Genomic DNA, 16,457 nt, shown 5'->3' on the forward strand with positions numbered 1-16,457 from the left:
CTGGAGGCATGACGCATGGCACGCGAGTCCGAATCCGGTCTGCCGATCGAGCCCGTCTACGGCCCCGACGCCCTGGACGGCTGGGACCCGGGCGAACGGCTCGGTGAGCCGGGCGGCTACCCCTACACCCGCGGTGTCCATCCGACGATGTACACCACCCGGCCCTGGACGATGCGCCAGTACGCGGGCTTCGGCACCGCCGCCGAGTCCAACGCGCGCTACCGGCAGCTGATCGCCCACGGCACCACGGGCCTGTCCGTCGCCTTCGACCTGCCGACCCAGATGGGCCACGACAGCGACGCCCCCCTCGCCCACGGCGAGGTCGGCAAGGTCGGCGTGGCCGTCGACTCGGTCGAGGACATGCGGGTGCTCTTCGACGGCATCCCGCTGGACCGGGTCTCCACCTCGATGACGATCAACGCGCCCGCCGCCCTGCTGCTCCTGATGTACCAGCTGGTCGGCGAGGAGCAGGGGGTGCCCGCGGACCGGCTCACCGGAACCATCCAGAACGACGTGCTCAAGGAGTACATCGCCCGCGGCACGTACATCTTCCCGCCCAAGCCCTCGCTGCGGCTGGTCGCGGACCTCTTCCGCTACTGCCGCGCCGAGATCCCGCGCTGGAACACCATCTCCATCTCCGGCTACCACATGGCCGAGGCCGGTGCCTCGCCCGCGCAGGAGATCGCCTTCACCCTCGCCGACGGCGTCGCGTACGTCCGCACCGCCCTCGCCGCGGGCATGGACGTGGACGACTTCGCGCCCCGGCTGTCCTTCTTCTTCGTCTCGCGCACGACGCTGCTGGAGGAGGTCGCCAAGTTCCGTGCCGCCCGCCGCATCTGGGCCCGCGTCATGCGCGAGGAGTTCGGGGCGAGGAACCCCAGGTCGTGGATGCTGCGCTTCCACACCCAGACCGCGGGCGTCCAGCTGACCGCCCAGCAGCCGGAGGTGAACCTGGTGCGGGTGGCCGTCCAGGGGCTGGCGGCGGTGCTGGGCGGCACGCAGTCGCTGCACACCAACTCCTTCGACGAGGCGATCGCGCTCCCCACCGAGAAGTCCGCCCGGCTCGCGCTGCGCACCCAGCAGGTCCTGGCGTACGAGACCGACGTGACGGCGACCGTGGACCCCTTCGCCGGGTCCTACGTCGTGGAGTCGATGACCGACGACCTGGAGGCGGCCGCGCTGGAGCTGATGGCCAAGGTGGAGGAGCTCGGCGGGGCGGTGAGCGCGATCGAACGCGGATTCCAGAAGGCCGAGATCGAGCGCAACGCCTACCGGATCGCCCTGGAGACTGACTCCGCGGAGCGGGTGGTCGTCGGCGTCAACCGCTTCCAGCTGGGGGAGGAGGAGCCCTACGAGCCGTTGCGCGTCGACCCCGCGATCGAGGAGGCGCAGGTGGCGCGGCTGGCCGCATTGCGTGCCGGACGCGACAGGCGGGCCGTGGACTCGGCCTTGTCCGCGCTGCGGAAGGCCGCCGAGGGCACGGAGGACGTCCTGTACCCGATGAGGGACGCGCTCCGTGCCCGGGCCACGGTGGGCGAGGTCTGTGAGGCGCTCCGCGAGGTCTGGGGGACGTACGTCCCCTCGGACGTCTTCTGAATCACCCGGCGAAGCGGGCGAGCCAGGCGGTGACGCGCTCCGGGTCGCGCGTGGCGAGGCCGACGTAGCCGTCCGGGCGGACCACGAACAGGCCCTCGCCGTAGCCGCGGTGGACCGCGCTGCCGGCCCCCGCGCGGTGCGCGCGGGCGAAGCCGGGCAGCGCCGCGGGCGGTTCGGTGCCGACGGCCAGCACCGTGAAGTGGGGGCCGCGCAGGACGTCGAAGAGCCGCCCGTCGCCGGACAGGGGTGCGTCGGGCGCGCGGTCCCCGGCCCGCAGGGCGTCCTCGGCGAGGCCCTCGCGGGTCTCGGCGGTGAGCGGGCCGTCGCGGTAGCCGAGACCGAGCTGGTGGACCTCGGCGCCCCGCTGGTTCATCGGCCGGCCCCGGCTGATGGTGCTGCGGTGCAGGTGCGTGCTCATGCCGAGGACGTCGGCGGCGACCGGCAGCCGCTCCTGCTCGTAGCTGTCCAGCAGCTCGGCCGCGGCGCCGTGCCGCAGCACCTGGCCGAGCTTCCAGCCGAGGTTGTAGGCGTCCTGGATGCCGGTGTTGAGGCCCTGGCCGCCCGCGGGGGAGTGGATGTGGGCGGCGTCCCCGGCGAGCAGGACCCGGCCCTCCCGGAAGCGTTCTGCCAGGGCGGCGCGCGGCCGGAAGTCGGAGCTCCACATGACCTCGAGCACGTCGTCGGCCGACAGGTGGGTGCGCTGTTCGACGGTCTTGCGCACCCCGTCCGGTGAGGTGTCGGGGCGTTCCGCGCCGGCCGGGTACGTCGCGACGAACTGGAAGTCCCGGTCGGTGCCGCCCATCGGGAAGGCGACGGCGCCGGTGCCGTCCGGGCCCCGCCACACGTGGGTGTGCTCGCGGTCCAGGCCGGTCAGCGTCACGTCGGCGACGAGCATCGGGGCGGGGTCGACGGTCTCGCCGTGCATGGCGATGCCCAGGGCCCTGCGCACGGCGCTGCGCCCGCCGTCGGAGGCGACCAGGTACGCCGCCCGTACGGTCGTGCCGTCGGCCAGTTCCGCGGTCACGCCGTCCGCGTCCTGGGTGAGACCGGTGAGCCCGGCGCCGAAGCGGACCGAGCCGCCCAGTTCGCGCAGCCGCGCGTGCAGGATCTCCTGCGTGCGCCACTGGGGGACCATCCACGTCGCGCCGTACGGGGCGCCGGAGGTGGCGGGCACCCGCTCGAACATCTCCCACTCGTGGACCGGACGGCCGTCCTGCCAGACGCGGCCCTGCGGGTAGGGGCCGCCCGACGCGAGGACGGAGCCGACCACACCGAGGTCGTCGAGCACCTCCAGCGAGCGGGGCTGCAGGCCCTTGCCCCGTGAGCCGGGGAACAGCCGGTCGGAGCGCTCCACGACGAGCGCGGGCACGCCGCGGCGGGCGAGGTCGACGCCGAGGGCGAGTCCGGTGGGGCCGGCCCCGACGATCAGGACGCCGGTTTCCTTAACACTGTTAAGTTCCATGTCCCGAGGGTTCCCTTAACGGTGTTAAATTGTCAAGGGGTACCGACGGACGGACAGGATGGGCACGTGGCAGCGACGCGACTGGACCGCGACAAGGTGGTGGAGACCGCCCTCGGCCTGCTGAACGAGGAGGGGCTGGAAGGGCTGACCCTGCGCCGGCTCGCCAAGGAGCTCCAGGTGCAGGCACCGGCCCTGTACTGGCACTTCGCCAACAAGCAGGCCCTGCTCGACGCCATGGCCACCCGCATGCTGCGGCAGATGCTGGAGCGCGGCATGGGCCAGGAGGTCCCCGGCTCCGACTGGCGGGACTGGATCGCCACCGCCTGCCGCGGCACCCGTGCGGCCCTGCTGGCCTACCGGGACGGCGCCAAGGTCTTCAGCGGCACGCACCTCACCGACGACAGCCACGCGGGCGCCATGGAGCGCTACCTGGGTGCCCTCGTCGAGCAGGGGTTCCGCGTCGAGGACGCCCTCAACGCGTGGTTCACCGCGTACACCTTCACCATCGGCTTCGTGATCGAGGAGCAGGCCGTGCAGCCGCTGCCCGGCCGACGCGACCCGCGCTACGACACCGACGAGCGGCAGGCCCGTCTCGGCGGGGAGTTCCCGCTGGTGGGCGAGGCCGGCCGGGAGATGTTCGACCACTACGACGCGCGCTTCGAGACCGGTCTGCGGGTCCTCGTCGCGGGGATCGAGCGGACCCTCGCCCCGGACGGCGCGCGGTAGTCACCGCGCGGCCATCAGCGCGCGGAGGGCCGGCGCGACCTCCGCGCCGGCCCCCGTGGCCCTGACGTCCCGAGGTCAGCCGCGGGACGTCACATGCCTGATCCGCCGTGCGACCCTGCGCACGGCCGGATTGGCCGGCAGGAACGCCAGCTGGGACGGCACCGCTCCCGGGAGCGCCAAGGACGCCAGTCGGCGCCGCTTGAAGTAGCGCCAGGTGCCGGTGTCCAGGCCGTCCGTCAGGTAGCGGACCGCCTCGTCCCGCAGATGCGCGTACGTCTGGTGCTGCATGCAGTAGCCCACGGCGCGCACCAGCGGTGTCAGGTCCCGCTCGACCCGCTCCGCCGTCGGCGGCCGCCAGGCTTCCGCCGCCTCGCGGTACGTCCGGTCCTCCAGGTCCGGCAGGAGGCGGTCGGCGATCGTGACGGGCACGCGGTTGCTGTTCTGGTACGGCGTCAGCCGGTCCAGCACCAGCTCCGTGCCGACCCGGGCGACCGGCAGCCCGTACAGGGCGGACGCGGTGAACAGCGCGGTGGAGAAGCAGCCGACGACGAGCCGGGGGCGGGTCCGCAGGAAGAGCACCTCGGCGAGCTCGGACGCCCCGGCCACGGTCAGTTCCGCCCCCAGGGCCTCCGCCTCCCGCTCCAGCCGCTGCGACCAGTGCGCGGGCGCCGTCGGGTGCGGCTTGAAGACCACCGTGCGGTGCCCCGCCGCGACGGCGCCGCGCACCATGCGGACGTGCAGCTCCTCCTCCTCGGCGGCGGTGAGGACGCCCAGCGCCGACAGGTACTGCCCTAGCAGCAGCGCGCCGCCCTCGGGGAGGGGAGCCGGGGCCGCGGCGTGCTCCGCGATCCCCGCCAGGACGCCGGTGAAGGCCTCCGCGGGGACGAGCCGGGCCGGGACGTCGTGCTCCGACAGCAGCAGCGGCCGCAGCCCGGGGACCAGGTCCAGGTGCAGCAGCCGGCCCACCCGGGTCGTGACGAGCGGGTCCAGCTTGTCCCGGGTCGGGCCGTAGACCATGAGGCCGTCGGCGTACACCTCGACGGGCGCGCCCGGGAAGACGTTCACCAGCGCCAGGGCCGGGTCGACGTGCAGGGACTCGACGACCAGCTCGACCTCGTCCCCGCCGAGGTCCCACAGCCGCCGCAGGTGGCGCTCCCACAGGGGCACGTCCTCGGGGCGCGGGGACCACCCGGAGGGGTGCAGCGGGGCGATCGTGTCGTTCCACGAGAGCACCCGGTCGAAGCGGCCGCGCAGCGCCCCGAAGCCCGGTGCCGTGTCCAGCGCCGGCGCGATCTCGGGCACGGCGGCGTTGTTGCTGACCAGCAGCAGCCTGCGGTCGGCCGGGGCGAACAGCCCGGCGTCCATCGCGGCGGCCACCGTGGCGGCGCCGAACAGCGTCGACGCCAGGAACACCTGGGTACGGGGCATCACGCGGCCACCGCCCCGGCGAGGCCGCGGCGCCTGCGTGTCCGGCGCAGCAGCAGGCTGCGCTTCATGTCCATCGAGTCCAGCGCCTCGTTCAGGATCTCCTGCGGCATCTGCTTCAGGGCGGCCGCGCTCATCGCCTTCAGCTTCCGTGCGACCCGGGGCTCGTAGCGGCCCATGGCGCCCAGGTGGTGTGCGATCACCGCGCAGTAGGTGCGCACCGCCTTGGGCAGGAAGCGGTCCGCGTCGGGGTCCGCCGCGGTCTCGGCGAGGACCTGGTCGAAGGAGCGGATGAAGTCCAGCTGGCGGATGTCGCCGATCTGGGTGAGCGAGGTGGCCACCCCGCGCCGGTAGAAGACGCCCAGCAGGCCGACGACCGCGAAGGACTTCGCCTCGCGGTGCAGCCGCCAGATCCACGGCCGGTCCTCGGCGGTGCGCAGCCCGTCGGGGAAGTGCAGCAAGCCCGCGTCGACCAGCCGCCGGTGGTAGATCCCGGCCCAGGCGTACGGGTAGTCCACCGAGGTCGTGCGGTCGGCGGGGAGGATCGCCTCGCGCGGGTCGAGGGCGACCCCGCGGCGGCCGTGCGGCACCCGGGCGACGGTGCGCCTGCGCCCGTGGGAGACGACGTGGTCGGTGCGCACGAAGTCGGTGCCGAGGGTCTCGATGGCCTCCAGCAGCCGGGGCAGGTAGCCCTCGGCCAGCCAGTCGTCGCCGTCGAGGAAGGTCAGGTACTCGCCCCGGGCGGCGTCGATGCCCGTGTTGCGGGCGGTGGCGAGCCCGCCGTTCCTCTCATGGGAGACGAGTATCGCCCCGGGCAGGTCGGGCAGCGCGCGCTCCAGGATTCCCGGGGTGTCATCCGTTGCGCAGTCGTTCACGAGAATGAACTCGAAATCCGCGCGCGTATTCGCGCGGAGGCTCCTCAACATGTCAGGAGCGAAATCCTGCACGTTGTAGAACGGGACGATGACGGAGAGCTTAACCACGTCGCGCACCCTATGGGGCGGCTCGTCCCCCACCCTGACGCCTTCCCCACCCCAAGGTGAACGGGAGATGGCGGAATCATGAATCCGCCGTCGGGGGCGGCCGATTCCCCATTCGGCGGCGCGTTGTTAACCGTCCGTTGGCGTTGCGTTGGAGACCCGCTCGGAATGCATTCCTAGCGTCTGCGGCGTGCCAGCAAGTACCGCCGACCCGATCAGGGTCACCGTCCTCGCCGACTCGGACACCCGATGGAAATGGGGTGCGCTGACGGCGCGCCGCATCGCCCCGGAGGCGCGGCTCGACGCCCGCCTGCTCCGCGGCCGGGCGACCCCGACCGAGCGCCAGCTCGCCGAGGTCGGCATCCCCGCGGACTCGATGCGCGAGGTCACGGCGGCGCAGTTCCTGGCCGGGACCTCCCGTGACACCGCGGACGTCGTCGTGCTCTCCTGCGTCGGCGGCACCGTCCAGGCCATGCTGCACGGACTCGCCCGCGCCTGGCAGGGCACCCCCCGCCGTCCGGTCGTCGTCACCGGCTACGTCGGGGTCGTCTACGAGAAGCTCGCCGACGGGCTCCTGCTGCGGGCCGGCGCCGACGCCGTGCTCGCCAACAGCGCCCACGACGCGCAGCGCTTCCGCGACGTCTACGAGGGCGTCGGCACCGACGCCGGGACGGTCGTGGAGACCGCCCTGCCCTTCCTGGAGGGCAAGCCCTACGAGCCCTCCGCGGACCGGCCGTTCACCGTGGTCTTCGCTGTCCAGCCCTCCGTGCCGGACAGCCGCAGGGACCGCACGTACCTGCTGGGCCGCGCGGTGGACCACGCGCGCTTCCACCCGGAGCGCGAGGTGCTGGTCAAGCTGCGCAGCAAGCCCGGCGAGCACACCACGCACATCGAGGAACAGCCGTACCAGAAGCTGGTGGCCAAGCTGGACCCGCCGAAGAACCTCAAGCTCGTCTACGGGCACATGGGCGAAGTCCTGGACCGCACCGACCTGCTGGTCACGGTGAGTTCGACGGCGGCGCTGGAGTCCATGCACCGCGGCATCCCCACGGCCGTCCTCACCGACCTCGGGATCCGCGAGGCGCTCGGCAACCACCACTTCCTCGGTTCCGGCGCCTACGCCTCCTGGGACCAGATCGACTCCGGCGAGGTGCCGAGGGTGCACCCCGAGTGGGCCCGCAGCCAGGGCATCGCCTCCGACGGCGACCCCTTCCGTGCCGTGCGCGAGCGCGTCACGGAACTGACCGCCGCCCCTGTGCTCCCGCCGCTGGCGCCGTACTACACGACCACCACCGCGCCCGGTTACCTGCCCGGCGTGCTCGCCCGCCACGGCCTCGACCCCAAGGGCGAGCCGCTGCCCGGCGCCGCGACCGAGCCCACCGAGCCCAGCCCGCTGCGCCGGGCCGTGCGCGACATCGCGCGCAACTCCGCGCGCGCCGCGTACCGCCAGGGCGTGCAGCGCGTCGCGCCCGTGATCCGCAGGTGGGGCCAGCTGTGAACCCGCCCCCCAAGTCGCAAGGAGCCACCATGCCAACGGTGTTGGCCGTCATTCCCGCCCGCGGCGGCTCGAAGGGCGTACCCGGCAAGAACCTCGCACCCGTCGGCGGCGTGCCGCTGGTCGTCCGCGCCGTGCGCGCCTGCCGGGAGGCCGGCCTCGTCACCGACGTCGTCGTCTCCACCGACGACCCCGCCATCGCCGACGCGGCCCGCACCGCCGGCGCCGAGGTCGTCCTGCGCCCGGCCGCCATCGCCGGGGACACCGCCACCAGCGAGGCCGCGGTCCTGCACGCGATGGACGCGCACGAGGCGATGACCGGGCGCGGCGCCGACGTGGTGCTGCTCGTCCAGTGCACCAGCCCGTTCATCACCACCGAGGACGTCAACGGCGTGGTCGCCGCGATCGTCGAGGACGGCGCGGACACGGCCGTGACCGTGGCCCCCTTCCACGGCTTCATCTGGCGTGACGCCGCCGACCAGATCGGCGCCGCCGCCGCGGCCGCCGACGAGGCCGCCGAGGGCGGCCGGTCCCGTACGACGGTGGCCGCCGCGACCGGCGGTTACGGCGTCAACCACGACAAGGCCCACCGCCCGCGTCGCCAGGACCGCCCGCAGGATCTGCTGGAGACCGGCGCCGCCTACGCGATGCGCGTCCCGGGCTTCCGCGAGGCGAAGCACCGCTTCTTCGGCCACACCGCGCTGGTGCGGACCGACCCCGCCAAGGTCCTGGAGATCGACGAGCCGGACGACCTGGCCCGCGCCCGCGCCCTGGCCCCGCTGCTCGACCCCGCGACGGAGACCGCCCCCGAGGCGCCGGCGCACCCGACCCGCGACGACGTCGACGCGGTCGTACTCGACTTCGACGGCACCCAGACCGACGACACGGTGCTGGTCGACTCCGAAGGACGCGAGGCCGTCACCGTGCACCGCGGTGACGGGCTCGGGATCGCCGCCCTGCGCGACAACGGCCTGCCCGTCCTGATCCTGTCCACGGAGACCAACCCGGTCGTCGCCGCGCGGGCCCGCAAGCTCAAGGTCCCCGTGCTCCACGGCATCGACCGCAAGGACCTCGCACTCAAGCAGTGGTGCGAGGAGCAAGGAATCGCCCCCGAGCGGGTCCTGTACGTCGGCAACGACGTCAACGACCTCGGCTGTTTCGCGCTCGTCGGCTGGCCCACGGCCGTCGCCAACGCGCACGACATCGTCAAGGACGCCGCCCGCTCCGTCACCGCAATGCCCGGAGGACGCGGAGCTGTCCGCGAGATCGCCTCGTGGATCCTCGGCCCCTCACTTTCCCGAAGGGAACTCTCCCAGTGACCACCACCAACGCCCGCCTTCGTCCGATCGGCGACCGCCTGGTCGGCCCCGGCCAGCCCGTCTACGTCACCGGCGAGATCGGCATCAACCACAACGGCTCCCTCGAGGACGCCTTCGCCCTGATCGACGCGGCCGTGGAGGCCGGCGCGGACGGTGTGAAGTTCCAGAAGCGCACCCCGGAGATCTGCACCCCGCGCGACCAGTGGGACATCGAGCGTGACACCCCCTGGGGCCGCATGACGTACATCGACTACCGCCACAAGGTGGAGTTCGGTGAGGACGAGTACCGCGCGATCGACGAGTACTGCACCAAGAAGGGCATCGACTGGTTCGCCTCCCCGTGGGACGTCCCCTCGGTCGAGTTCCTGGAGAAGTTCGAGAACGTCCGCGTCCACAAGGTCGCCTCGGCCTCGCTGACCGACGACGAGCTGCTGCGCGCCCTGCGCGCCACCGGCAAGACGGTCATCCTCTCCACCGGCATGTCCACCCCGAAGCAGATCCGCCACGCGGTGGAGGTGCTCGGCAGCGAGAACATCATCCTGTGCCACGCCACCTCGACCTACCCGGCGAAGCACGAGGAGCTCAACCTGCGGATGATCAACACCCTGCAGGGTGAGTTCCCGAACGTGCCGGTCGGCTACTCCGGCCACGAGATCGGCCTGCAGACCACGCTCGCGGCCGTCGCCCTCGGCGCGGTCTTCGTGGAGCGCCACATCACCCTCGACCGCGCCAACTGGGGCTCGGACCAGGCCGCCTCCGTCGAGCCGCAGGGTCTGGACCGCCTGGTCCGCGACATCCGCATCATCGAGCAGGCGCTCGGCGACGGTGTCAAGAAGGTCTACGAGGGCGAGCTCGGCCCGATGAAGAAGCTGCGCCGCGTGCCCGGCGTCATCGCCGAGCAGGAGGCGGCGCAGGCGGCCGCCGCGGCCGAGCCGCAGTCGGTGTCGGCCTGATCCATGAGCGACAGCGGCACTCTGGCACTCGTAGAGAGCCCCGTTCAGCTGCTCAACGTGCTGGAGTGGGCGCATGTTCACCCGCCCGCGGTGCCCACGCCGCGGCCCGGGACGGCCACGGCCGTCCCGGGCCCGGCGGCGCCCGGGCGGCCGCTCACCATCGTCGCCCTCGCCCCGCGTGACCCCATGACGCGTGGCCAGCTCCGTCGCATGACGGAGCTGGCGATGGACGAGGGCATCACGGTGCGCTGGTGCGAAGCCCGTTCCTCCCGGGGTTCGCTGTTGCGCACCGCCGTCGAACTGACCCCGGCCCTGCGGGCCGCGGGGCGGGTCGTCCTCGGCGACCCCTTCTCCCGGCTGGTGCAGGTGCTCCTGCCGCTCAGCCGGGCGAAGGAGATCACCGTCGTGGACGACGGCACGGCGACCATGGAGTTCACCGAACTCCTCGCCAGGGGTGCCCGGCTCGTCCGCTGGCACCGCAGCGGCCGCCGGCTGTCGCCGGTGGACGCCGCCTTCGGCGTCTTCGCCTCAGCCGCCCGGCGCCGACTCACCCCAGGCGCCGGGCGGCGGGTCGAGCTGTTCAGCTCGATGCCCGCTTCGCCTCCCCCCGGAATGGCGCTGCGGACCAACCGCTTCGCCTGGACACGGGCACGGTTCGGCCCGCCCACCATCAGTGCCGGCACCGACATCGTGGGCACCTCCCTCGTGGAGACCGGGGTGGTCGACCCCGAGCGCTACCTGACCGCCGTCGCCGCCCTGACCCGGGCGCACGGTGCCACCCGCTACTTCGCGCACCGCCGGGAGAGCGCCGACAAGCTGCACCGGCTCTCGGCGGAGACCGGGCTGCAGATCGTCCGGCCCGACCTGCCGCTGGAACTGATCGCCCGCCGTGGCCCGATCGGGCACACGGTCCTGAGCTTCCCCTCCACGGTCGTGCACACCCTGCCGCTCGCCCTGGAGGGCACCGGAGTCAAGATCAGGGTCTGCGACGTCGATCCGGAGTGGCTGACCGACCGGGCCTCGCCGCGGGCCCAGAGCTTCCTGTCCGGGATCACCGGCAGCGCCCGCGACCTGCACGGCCTCGCCTCGGTGGCCTCGGGCACGGCCGCCGTCAACTGAGCCCGTCCGGCAGGGCGGACGAGACCGACCCGCACCGGCCCGCCGGCCCGTTCCGCCGGCGGGTCAGTGCGTCACGGAGACGACCTCCATCTCCGTCGGCAGACCGCCGGTGCCCAGCTGGGCGGCGAGCCGGCCGGCGGAGCTGCGGGTGTAGTTGCCGGTGATGACGGCGCTGCCGCCGGTGATGGCCGAGTTGACCAGCGGCGCCGACAGCACCGCGCCGTCCAGCACCATCGCGCACTGGTTGGCCGGGCTCAGCTGCGTGGCCAGACGCGCGGTGAGGTCGGCGAACTTCCGTGCGCCGCTGTTGCCGAAGGTCATCCGGATCTGCCATCCGGTGGCGTTCCGCGTGTCGAGTACGGCCTCCGCCTCGCTGATCTCGGTGCCGCCCAGGGCGACGGGTCCGAGCAGGTACTTCGTCCACGTGCCGCTCTCGGCCCGTTCGGCCCGTTCGGCGCAGGCTACGGCCCACCGTGCGTCGCCCTGCTGGTGGTCGACCCGCTGGGCGGGCGCCGAGCAGTCCAGAGCGGCGTACTCCGCGCCACCGGGAGCGGAGCCGCCGGTGCCCGGGCCGGGACCCGTCCCGGATCCGGACGGGGGCGCGGGCGAGCCGGTGCCGGAGGCCTCCAGCAGCACCACCGGCCGGAAGACCAGGACCGCGGGCTTCCCCAGCGAGGCGATCTCCCGTTCGCTCCCTCCGCGCAGGGAGAGGGTGACCCGGCCCGCGCCGGCCTCCACGGTGACGTCCTCGTAGCCGAAACCCTCGGCGCGCCGCCCCATGAGGTCGGCGATCTGCCGCAGCCGCGCCGCGTCCACGGGATCACGCGGGGCGAACACCGCCTTCGTACGGGGGCCGTCGGCGGACTTGCCCGCCCCCTCGCCGTCCCCCGGCAGCGAGCATGCCGCCGCCAGCGCCGCACAGCAGACCGCGAGCGCCACCATCGACCGCCCACGGCGCGGACGCTCACCCACCGGTGATGGCCCGTACGCTCTCGTGCACCGCCGTGACCAGCCCGCTCAGCGCGGTGGCGTCGCCGACGAGGGCCCGCAGCCGGGTCAGCCGTTCGCCCACCCGGCGGCCGTCCACCTCCTCCGCCGTGAGGTCGTCCGCCAGGGCGCCGGCCTCCTCCCCGGCGGCCTCGGCGCCCTCCAAGGCGTCCAGGCGGCGGCGGAGTTCGCCGATCGCGGCGAGCGCCGCGCGCAGCGCCTCGGCGTCCGTGCCGTCCTTGCGGGCGGACGACCCGCGCCCGGCGGCCAGGGCCGAGTCGCTGACCCGGGCGTATCCCGCGATCACGATGCCGTGGTTGACCTGCGGAGCCGGATCCTGCGGCGTCACTTCGCGCCCCCCTCGCTGCCCGTCCCCGCCGCGGGCTGCCGGACGCCGGTGGAGATCGCGGCGGCACCGGAGCCCGCCGCGATGCTGCCGCTCATGGAGCCGCCGGTCATCATGATCCCCTGGTTGAGGATGACGTTCCGATGCTGCGTCAGGTCGCCCCGGTCCAAGCCGTGTTCGGCGAGGAACTCGGCGAGCGTGCCGAGGATCTGCAGCTCGATCTGCTTGCCGATCCGCGTGACGTCCACCTTCTGGAAGAAGTCGCGGTAGGTGTGCGAGGACGCCAGCTCGCGCAGGCTGATCCTGGCCCCGAAGTCATAGCGCCGGTCGTCCGTGATCGCCGTCCGCTGCGCCGCCAGGGCGCGCTCGCGCCGGGCCGGGGCGCGCAGCTCCGCATAGGCGTCGGGCAGCGCGGACATCAGCACCGAGCGGCTGAGCAGCAGCGCGTCCGCGAGTCCGGGCGCCGCCTCCTCGGCCTCCTCGGGACGGGAGACGGAGTCGGCGACCCGGTAGGCCTCCCGGACCGGGGTCAGCACCAGGGTGTTGGCCTGCAGGTACAGCGTCGCCCCGCTCACCGCGGTCTGGACGAAGACCGACAGCACCAGGTCCGTCCCCCAACTGCGCACCTGCGCGGCCAGGCAGTGCCGTACGGGGCCGTCGACGACGCCCCGGGCCGCCGCGATCCGCTCCGAGGAGAGCTGGTCGGCCGGCCTGCCCTCGGGCGGCCAGTGGCCCGCGGCGCCGGGCCAGAACACCGCCTCCCCGTACAGCGCGTTCTGCCGCAGTTCCGTGCCGTGGACGAAGACCTTCTCCGTGACCTCCAGGCCGGGGATCCGGTCCACCGGGGAGGCCGCGGCCGCGCGCAGGGCGTCGAGGTCGTCGGCCATCCGCCGGATCAGCCCGGCCGTGTCGAAGGGCACCGGCGGCGGCTCCTGCCCGGAGCCCGGCTGGTGGCCCTCGGGGGTCAGCCGCATCGCGAAGGACCACGAGGTGACCTCGTCGCCCGCACCCACGAAGGGCCGGTAGCCGCTGTAGACGACCAGGTTGGCGTCGCCGCCCACGGAGGACTGCGGCAGCCCCGCCGCGTCCGGGTCGCGGGGCGGATCCTCCGCGGGGGAGCGGAAGGCCTCACGGGTCAGCTGCTCACGGATGGCCTTCCACGCCGCGTTGCGCTGCTCCCAGGTGAACAGCCACGGGCAGCCGATCAGCAGCACCAGCGTCAGCAGGAAGGTCACCACCGGTCCGGCGCTCGGCCAGAACGGCACCAGCGCGCCGAGCCACGAGGCCGCCAGCAGGACGGCGAGCTGCACCGCCAGGGCCCGCAGCACCGCCATGACGGCCGGGTCGCGCCGCCCCTCCCGGACCCGGCGCCGCCTCGGCGGCACCGAGCCCGTCTGCGTGCCGCCCCCGGGCAGGAAGGCGGTGGCGAACCAGTAGGCGAGGGTGGTCACCGGGGCGACCAGCAGCGAGAGGACGAAGACGGCGCCGACGGCCAGATCCCGTTTGCGCAGGTCGCGCAGGGTCTGCTCGGCGTGGGCGCCGACCCGGTCGAGGTCGACGCCGTAGGAGGGCGCGCAGGCCCGGTACCGCTCGTGCCGCAGCTCGTGCACCACGCGGCGCGCGAAGCCCTCGTCCAGACGCGCCCCCGCGCACATGTAGCGGGTGGACGCGCTCCAGTCCTCCTCTGCGCCGTAGGGAGCCGAGGACGCCCCCTGCGGCGTCCGCGGCGCGTGCCCGGGGCGGGGCGGCGGCACCGCGGCCGTGCCGCCGCCCGCACCTCCGCCGCCTGCACCTCCGCCGTCCGCGCCGTACGCCTCCGTGTCCCCGGTGGCCCCCGTGCTCCCGGCGCCCGGGTATCGCGATGTCACACGCCCCACCCCTTTTCCCCTCGTCACACCAGTCTGGTGGCCGCCGGCGAGCTCCCGAAAGGCGCGGCAAGAGGGAAAACCGGTCGCGCCGGGGCGTGTTGAAGTGCGGGGGCGCGCAAGGGCGCGCGGGTCGGCGGCCGGTGTCGTTCCACTCTCCGCAAGATCCACTTCACCGAGCGGTCACCCGTACCCGGTTGTCTTGATCCATGGCAACGGCACCGAGGTCCGCGCCGCGCATCGCGGTCCTCGCGGACAGTGCGCTCGACGGCGACTCCCGGGCGCACCGTGTGGCGGCGGCCGCGGCCGCCGCAGGGTACGAGGTCACGCTCATCGGCCGCGCCCCGGAAGGGCCGCACCCCTCCGGACGCGGTGCCGGCACCGCGCCCGGGGGAGTGCGGCTCATCCGCGTCACCGTCGCCGAGACGCTCCACCGGCGTCGGCTGCAGCGCCCCCGTCCGGGCCTGCGGCACGCCCTCGCCTACCGCAGCTCCGAGTCGCACGCCTACCGCACCGCGCTGCTCGCCGCCCACACGGCCCTGCTGGCCTCCCGCGGGGCCGAGCTGGACGTGATCCACCGCCCTTTACCGGTGAAGGCCGCCGCCCGTCTGGCCCACGCGGGCGGCAGGTTCCGGCACGTGCTGCGCCGTGCCTGGACGGCGCTGCGCTCGGCGCAGTACCGCGCCGCCGTCCGCCGCCGCGCCACCCCCGGCGGACCCCTCGAAGGCGCCGCCGCCACCGCGACCCGGCTGCTGCTCGGCAAGCGCTGCTGGCGCCGGCTCGACCCGCTCCTGCTCGACCTGGAGATCGCCTACGGCCCGGTCCTCGACGAACTGCGCCCGCACCTCGTGCACGCCCTGGGCCACCGGACCCTGGGCACCGCCGTGCGGGCCGCGATGCGCGCCGAGGGCACCGGTCACCGGGTGGAGGTGGTCTGGGACACCACCGCCAAGACCGAGCCCACCCGCCGTGCCGCCGTCGCCCGCGACGCCCACGAGCGCAGCTACGTGCCGCTGACGGACGGCGTCGTCACCGTCGCCGACACCTACGCCGACCGCCTCCGCGAGCGCCACGGGCTGCCCGCCCGCCCCGCGGTGGCCCGCAACACCCCGCCGCACGAGCCGCTGCCCTCCCCGCCGCCGCCCGGCGTCCGCGACCGCTGCCACCTCGCCCCGGAGGTCCCGCTGCTGGTCCACAGCGGCTCCGCCGGTCCCGCCCGCGGCCTGCTCACGGTCGTCGACGCGCTGCCCAAGCTGTACGACCTGCACGCCGCGCTGGTCGTCCCCGACCTCGACGACCCCTGGATCCGCACCCTCACCGGCCGCGCCGCCGAGCTGGGCGTGGCCCGCCGGCTGCACGTGCTGCCCTACGTGCCGCCCGCCGAGATCCCGCGCTTCCTGTCCTCGGCCGACATCGGGGTGCTCCCGGTGCACCGGCTCCCCGACCGGCAGGTCGCGCTCCCGGCCCGCTACTTCGAGTACGCGCACGCCCGGCTGCCCGTGGTGGTCAGCGACGTCCGCGTGCTGGCCCGGCCGACCCTGGAGATCGGCAACGGCGAGGTCTTCCGCTCGGGGGACACCGCCGACTTCGTCCGTGCCGTCGGCGCCGTGCTGACCAACCCGCGCCGCTACCGCAAGGCCTACGAGCGTGCGGACGTGCTGCGCGAGTGGTCCTGGCAGAAGCAGTCCGAGCCGCTCATCGACCTCTACGCGCGGCTCCTGGGCCCGCGCCGTCCCTCCTCCGAGCCGTCCGGATCCGGGGCTCCCGCCGCCTTCGCCTGAGCCGCAGCCTGAGCCGCCCGGGGCCGGTCACAGGGCGTTGCCCCGCGGACGGCGGCCGTCCGTGCCGGCCGGGTCCGCGTTGCCGACTCGGCCGACCTCGCGGAGGCCGCCGGGCTGCCCGCCGGCCCTGAGCCAGGGGGATCCGGGCCCTCGTCCGGCCCGTGCCGGGTCACCCGCGGGGAGTGGTCCCGCGCCTGGACCGCGCCGTCCGCATGCCGGTCCGGCCGACGTGGGAGGACGCTCCTGGGCCCGCGCCGTCCCTCCCCCGAGCCGTCCGGATCCGGGGCTCCCGCCGCCTTCGCCCGAGCCGCAGCCTGAGCCGCCCGGGGCCGGTCACAGGGCGTTGCCTCGCGGCAGGGCGATCGTTGGGCCACTATGGAGTGGCTAGGGATAAACCAGGTTC

The 16,457-nt window shown here is 74.1% G+C and carries 13 protein-coding genes; 7 read left to right on the forward strand and 6 right to left on the reverse strand.

The window, feature by feature from the left end:
• Nucleotides 1-15: 15 nt before the first annotated feature.
• Nucleotides 16-1,596 carry an acyl-CoA mutase large subunit family protein gene (locus PV410_RS20935; RefSeq protein ID WP_500326619.1) on the forward strand — a complete coding sequence of 527 codons (1,581 nt, stop codon included), beginning with the start codon at nt 16-18 and terminating at the stop codon, nt 1,594-1,596.
• Nucleotide 1,597: 1 nt separating this feature from the next.
• Here PV410_RS20935 and PV410_RS20940 read toward each other — a convergent pair whose 3' ends face one another.
• Nucleotides 1,598-3,058: an FAD-dependent monooxygenase gene (locus PV410_RS20940; RefSeq protein WP_500326621.1), complete on the reverse strand. Its 1,461-nt coding sequence runs from the start codon at nt 3,056-3,058 to the stop codon at nt 1,598-1,600.
• A gap of 66 nt (nt 3,059-3,124) precedes the next feature.
• Here PV410_RS20940 and PV410_RS20945 point away from each other — a divergent pair, with 66 nt between their 5' ends.
• Complete coding sequence (locus PV410_RS20945; RefSeq protein WP_500326623.1) at nt 3,125-3,784, forward strand: TetR/AcrR family transcriptional regulator C-terminal domain-containing protein; 660 nt, start codon at nt 3,125-3,127, stop codon at nt 3,782-3,784.
• A gap of 75 nt (nt 3,785-3,859) precedes the next feature.
• On the opposite strand, the gene PV410_RS20950 is transcribed toward PV410_RS20945, so the two are convergent.
• Entirely contained in the window at nt 3,860-5,212 is a 1,353-nt protein-coding gene (locus tag PV410_RS20950) for a polysialyltransferase family glycosyltransferase (protein WP_500326625.1), read from the reverse strand.
• On the reverse strand, nt 5,212-6,192 hold the full coding sequence (locus PV410_RS20955; RefSeq protein ID WP_500326627.1) for a glycosyltransferase family 2 protein: 981 nt from the start codon (nt 6,190-6,192) through the stop codon (nt 5,212-5,214). The genes PV410_RS20950 and PV410_RS20955 overlap by 1 nt, the downstream gene beginning before the upstream one ends.
• Nucleotides 6,193-6,379: 187 nt before the next feature.
• Between PV410_RS20955 and PV410_RS20960 the strand changes: the two genes are divergently transcribed.
• The 4 genes from PV410_RS20960 to PV410_RS20975 are packed head-to-tail and all read left to right on the forward strand — an operon-like array spanning nt 6,380 to nt 11,075.
• Nucleotides 6,380-7,687, forward strand: coding sequence for a DUF6716 putative glycosyltransferase (locus tag PV410_RS20960; RefSeq protein ID WP_500326629.1), 1,308 nt, complete (start codon nt 6,380-6,382; stop codon nt 7,685-7,687).
• Between the two features lie 29 nt (nt 7,688-7,716).
• Nucleotides 7,717-9,003, forward strand: coding sequence for a cytidylyltransferase domain-containing protein (locus tag PV410_RS20965; protein WP_500326631.1), 1,287 nt, complete (start codon nt 7,717-7,719; stop codon nt 9,001-9,003).
• Nucleotides 9,000-9,956, forward strand: a complete 957-nt coding sequence (locus PV410_RS20970) for an N-acetylneuraminate synthase family protein (RefSeq protein ID WP_500326633.1) — start codon at nt 9,000-9,002, stop codon at nt 9,954-9,956. Before PV410_RS20965 ends, PV410_RS20970 begins: the two co-directional genes overlap by 4 nt.
• A gap of 3 nt (nt 9,957-9,959) precedes the next feature.
• Nucleotides 9,960-11,075, forward strand: coding sequence for a hypothetical protein (locus PV410_RS20975; RefSeq protein ID WP_500326635.1), 1,116 nt, complete (start codon nt 9,960-9,962; stop codon nt 11,073-11,075).
• Nucleotides 11,076-11,138: 63 nt separating this feature from the next.
• Here the strand turns inward: PV410_RS20975 and PV410_RS20980 are convergent, their stop codons facing one another.
• The 3 genes from PV410_RS20980 to PV410_RS20990 are packed head-to-tail and all read right to left on the reverse strand — an operon-like array spanning nt 11,139 to nt 14,276.
• A complete protein-coding gene (locus PV410_RS20980; RefSeq protein WP_500326637.1) occupies nt 11,139-12,047 on the reverse strand; it encodes a SecDF P1 head subdomain-containing protein in 909 nt (302 codons plus the stop codon).
• The gene (locus PV410_RS20985; RefSeq protein WP_500326639.1) at nt 12,040-12,411 is read right to left on the reverse strand and encodes a hypothetical protein; all 372 of its coding nucleotides are present in this window, start codon (nt 12,409-12,411) and stop codon (nt 12,040-12,042) included. The genes PV410_RS20980 and PV410_RS20985 overlap by 8 nt, the downstream gene beginning before the upstream one ends.
• On the reverse strand, nt 12,408-14,276 hold the full coding sequence (locus PV410_RS20990; protein WP_500326641.1) for an AbeC-like domain-containing protein: 1,869 nt from the start codon (nt 14,274-14,276) through the stop codon (nt 12,408-12,410). Before PV410_RS20990 ends, PV410_RS20985 begins: the two co-directional genes overlap by 4 nt.
• Nucleotides 14,277-14,482: 206 nt before the next feature.
• On the opposite strand from PV410_RS20990, the gene PV410_RS20995 reads away from it, so the two are divergent.
• Nucleotides 14,483-16,054: a glycosyltransferase gene (locus PV410_RS20995; protein ID WP_500326642.1), complete on the forward strand. Its 1,572-nt coding sequence runs from the start codon at nt 14,483-14,485 to the stop codon at nt 16,052-16,054.
• Nucleotides 16,055-16,457 lie beyond the last annotated feature (403 nt).

Source organism: Streptomyces sp. PA03-5A (genome assembly GCF_033792725.1).
GTDB lineage: Bacteria > Actinomycetota > Actinomycetes > Streptomycetales > Streptomycetaceae > Actinacidiphila.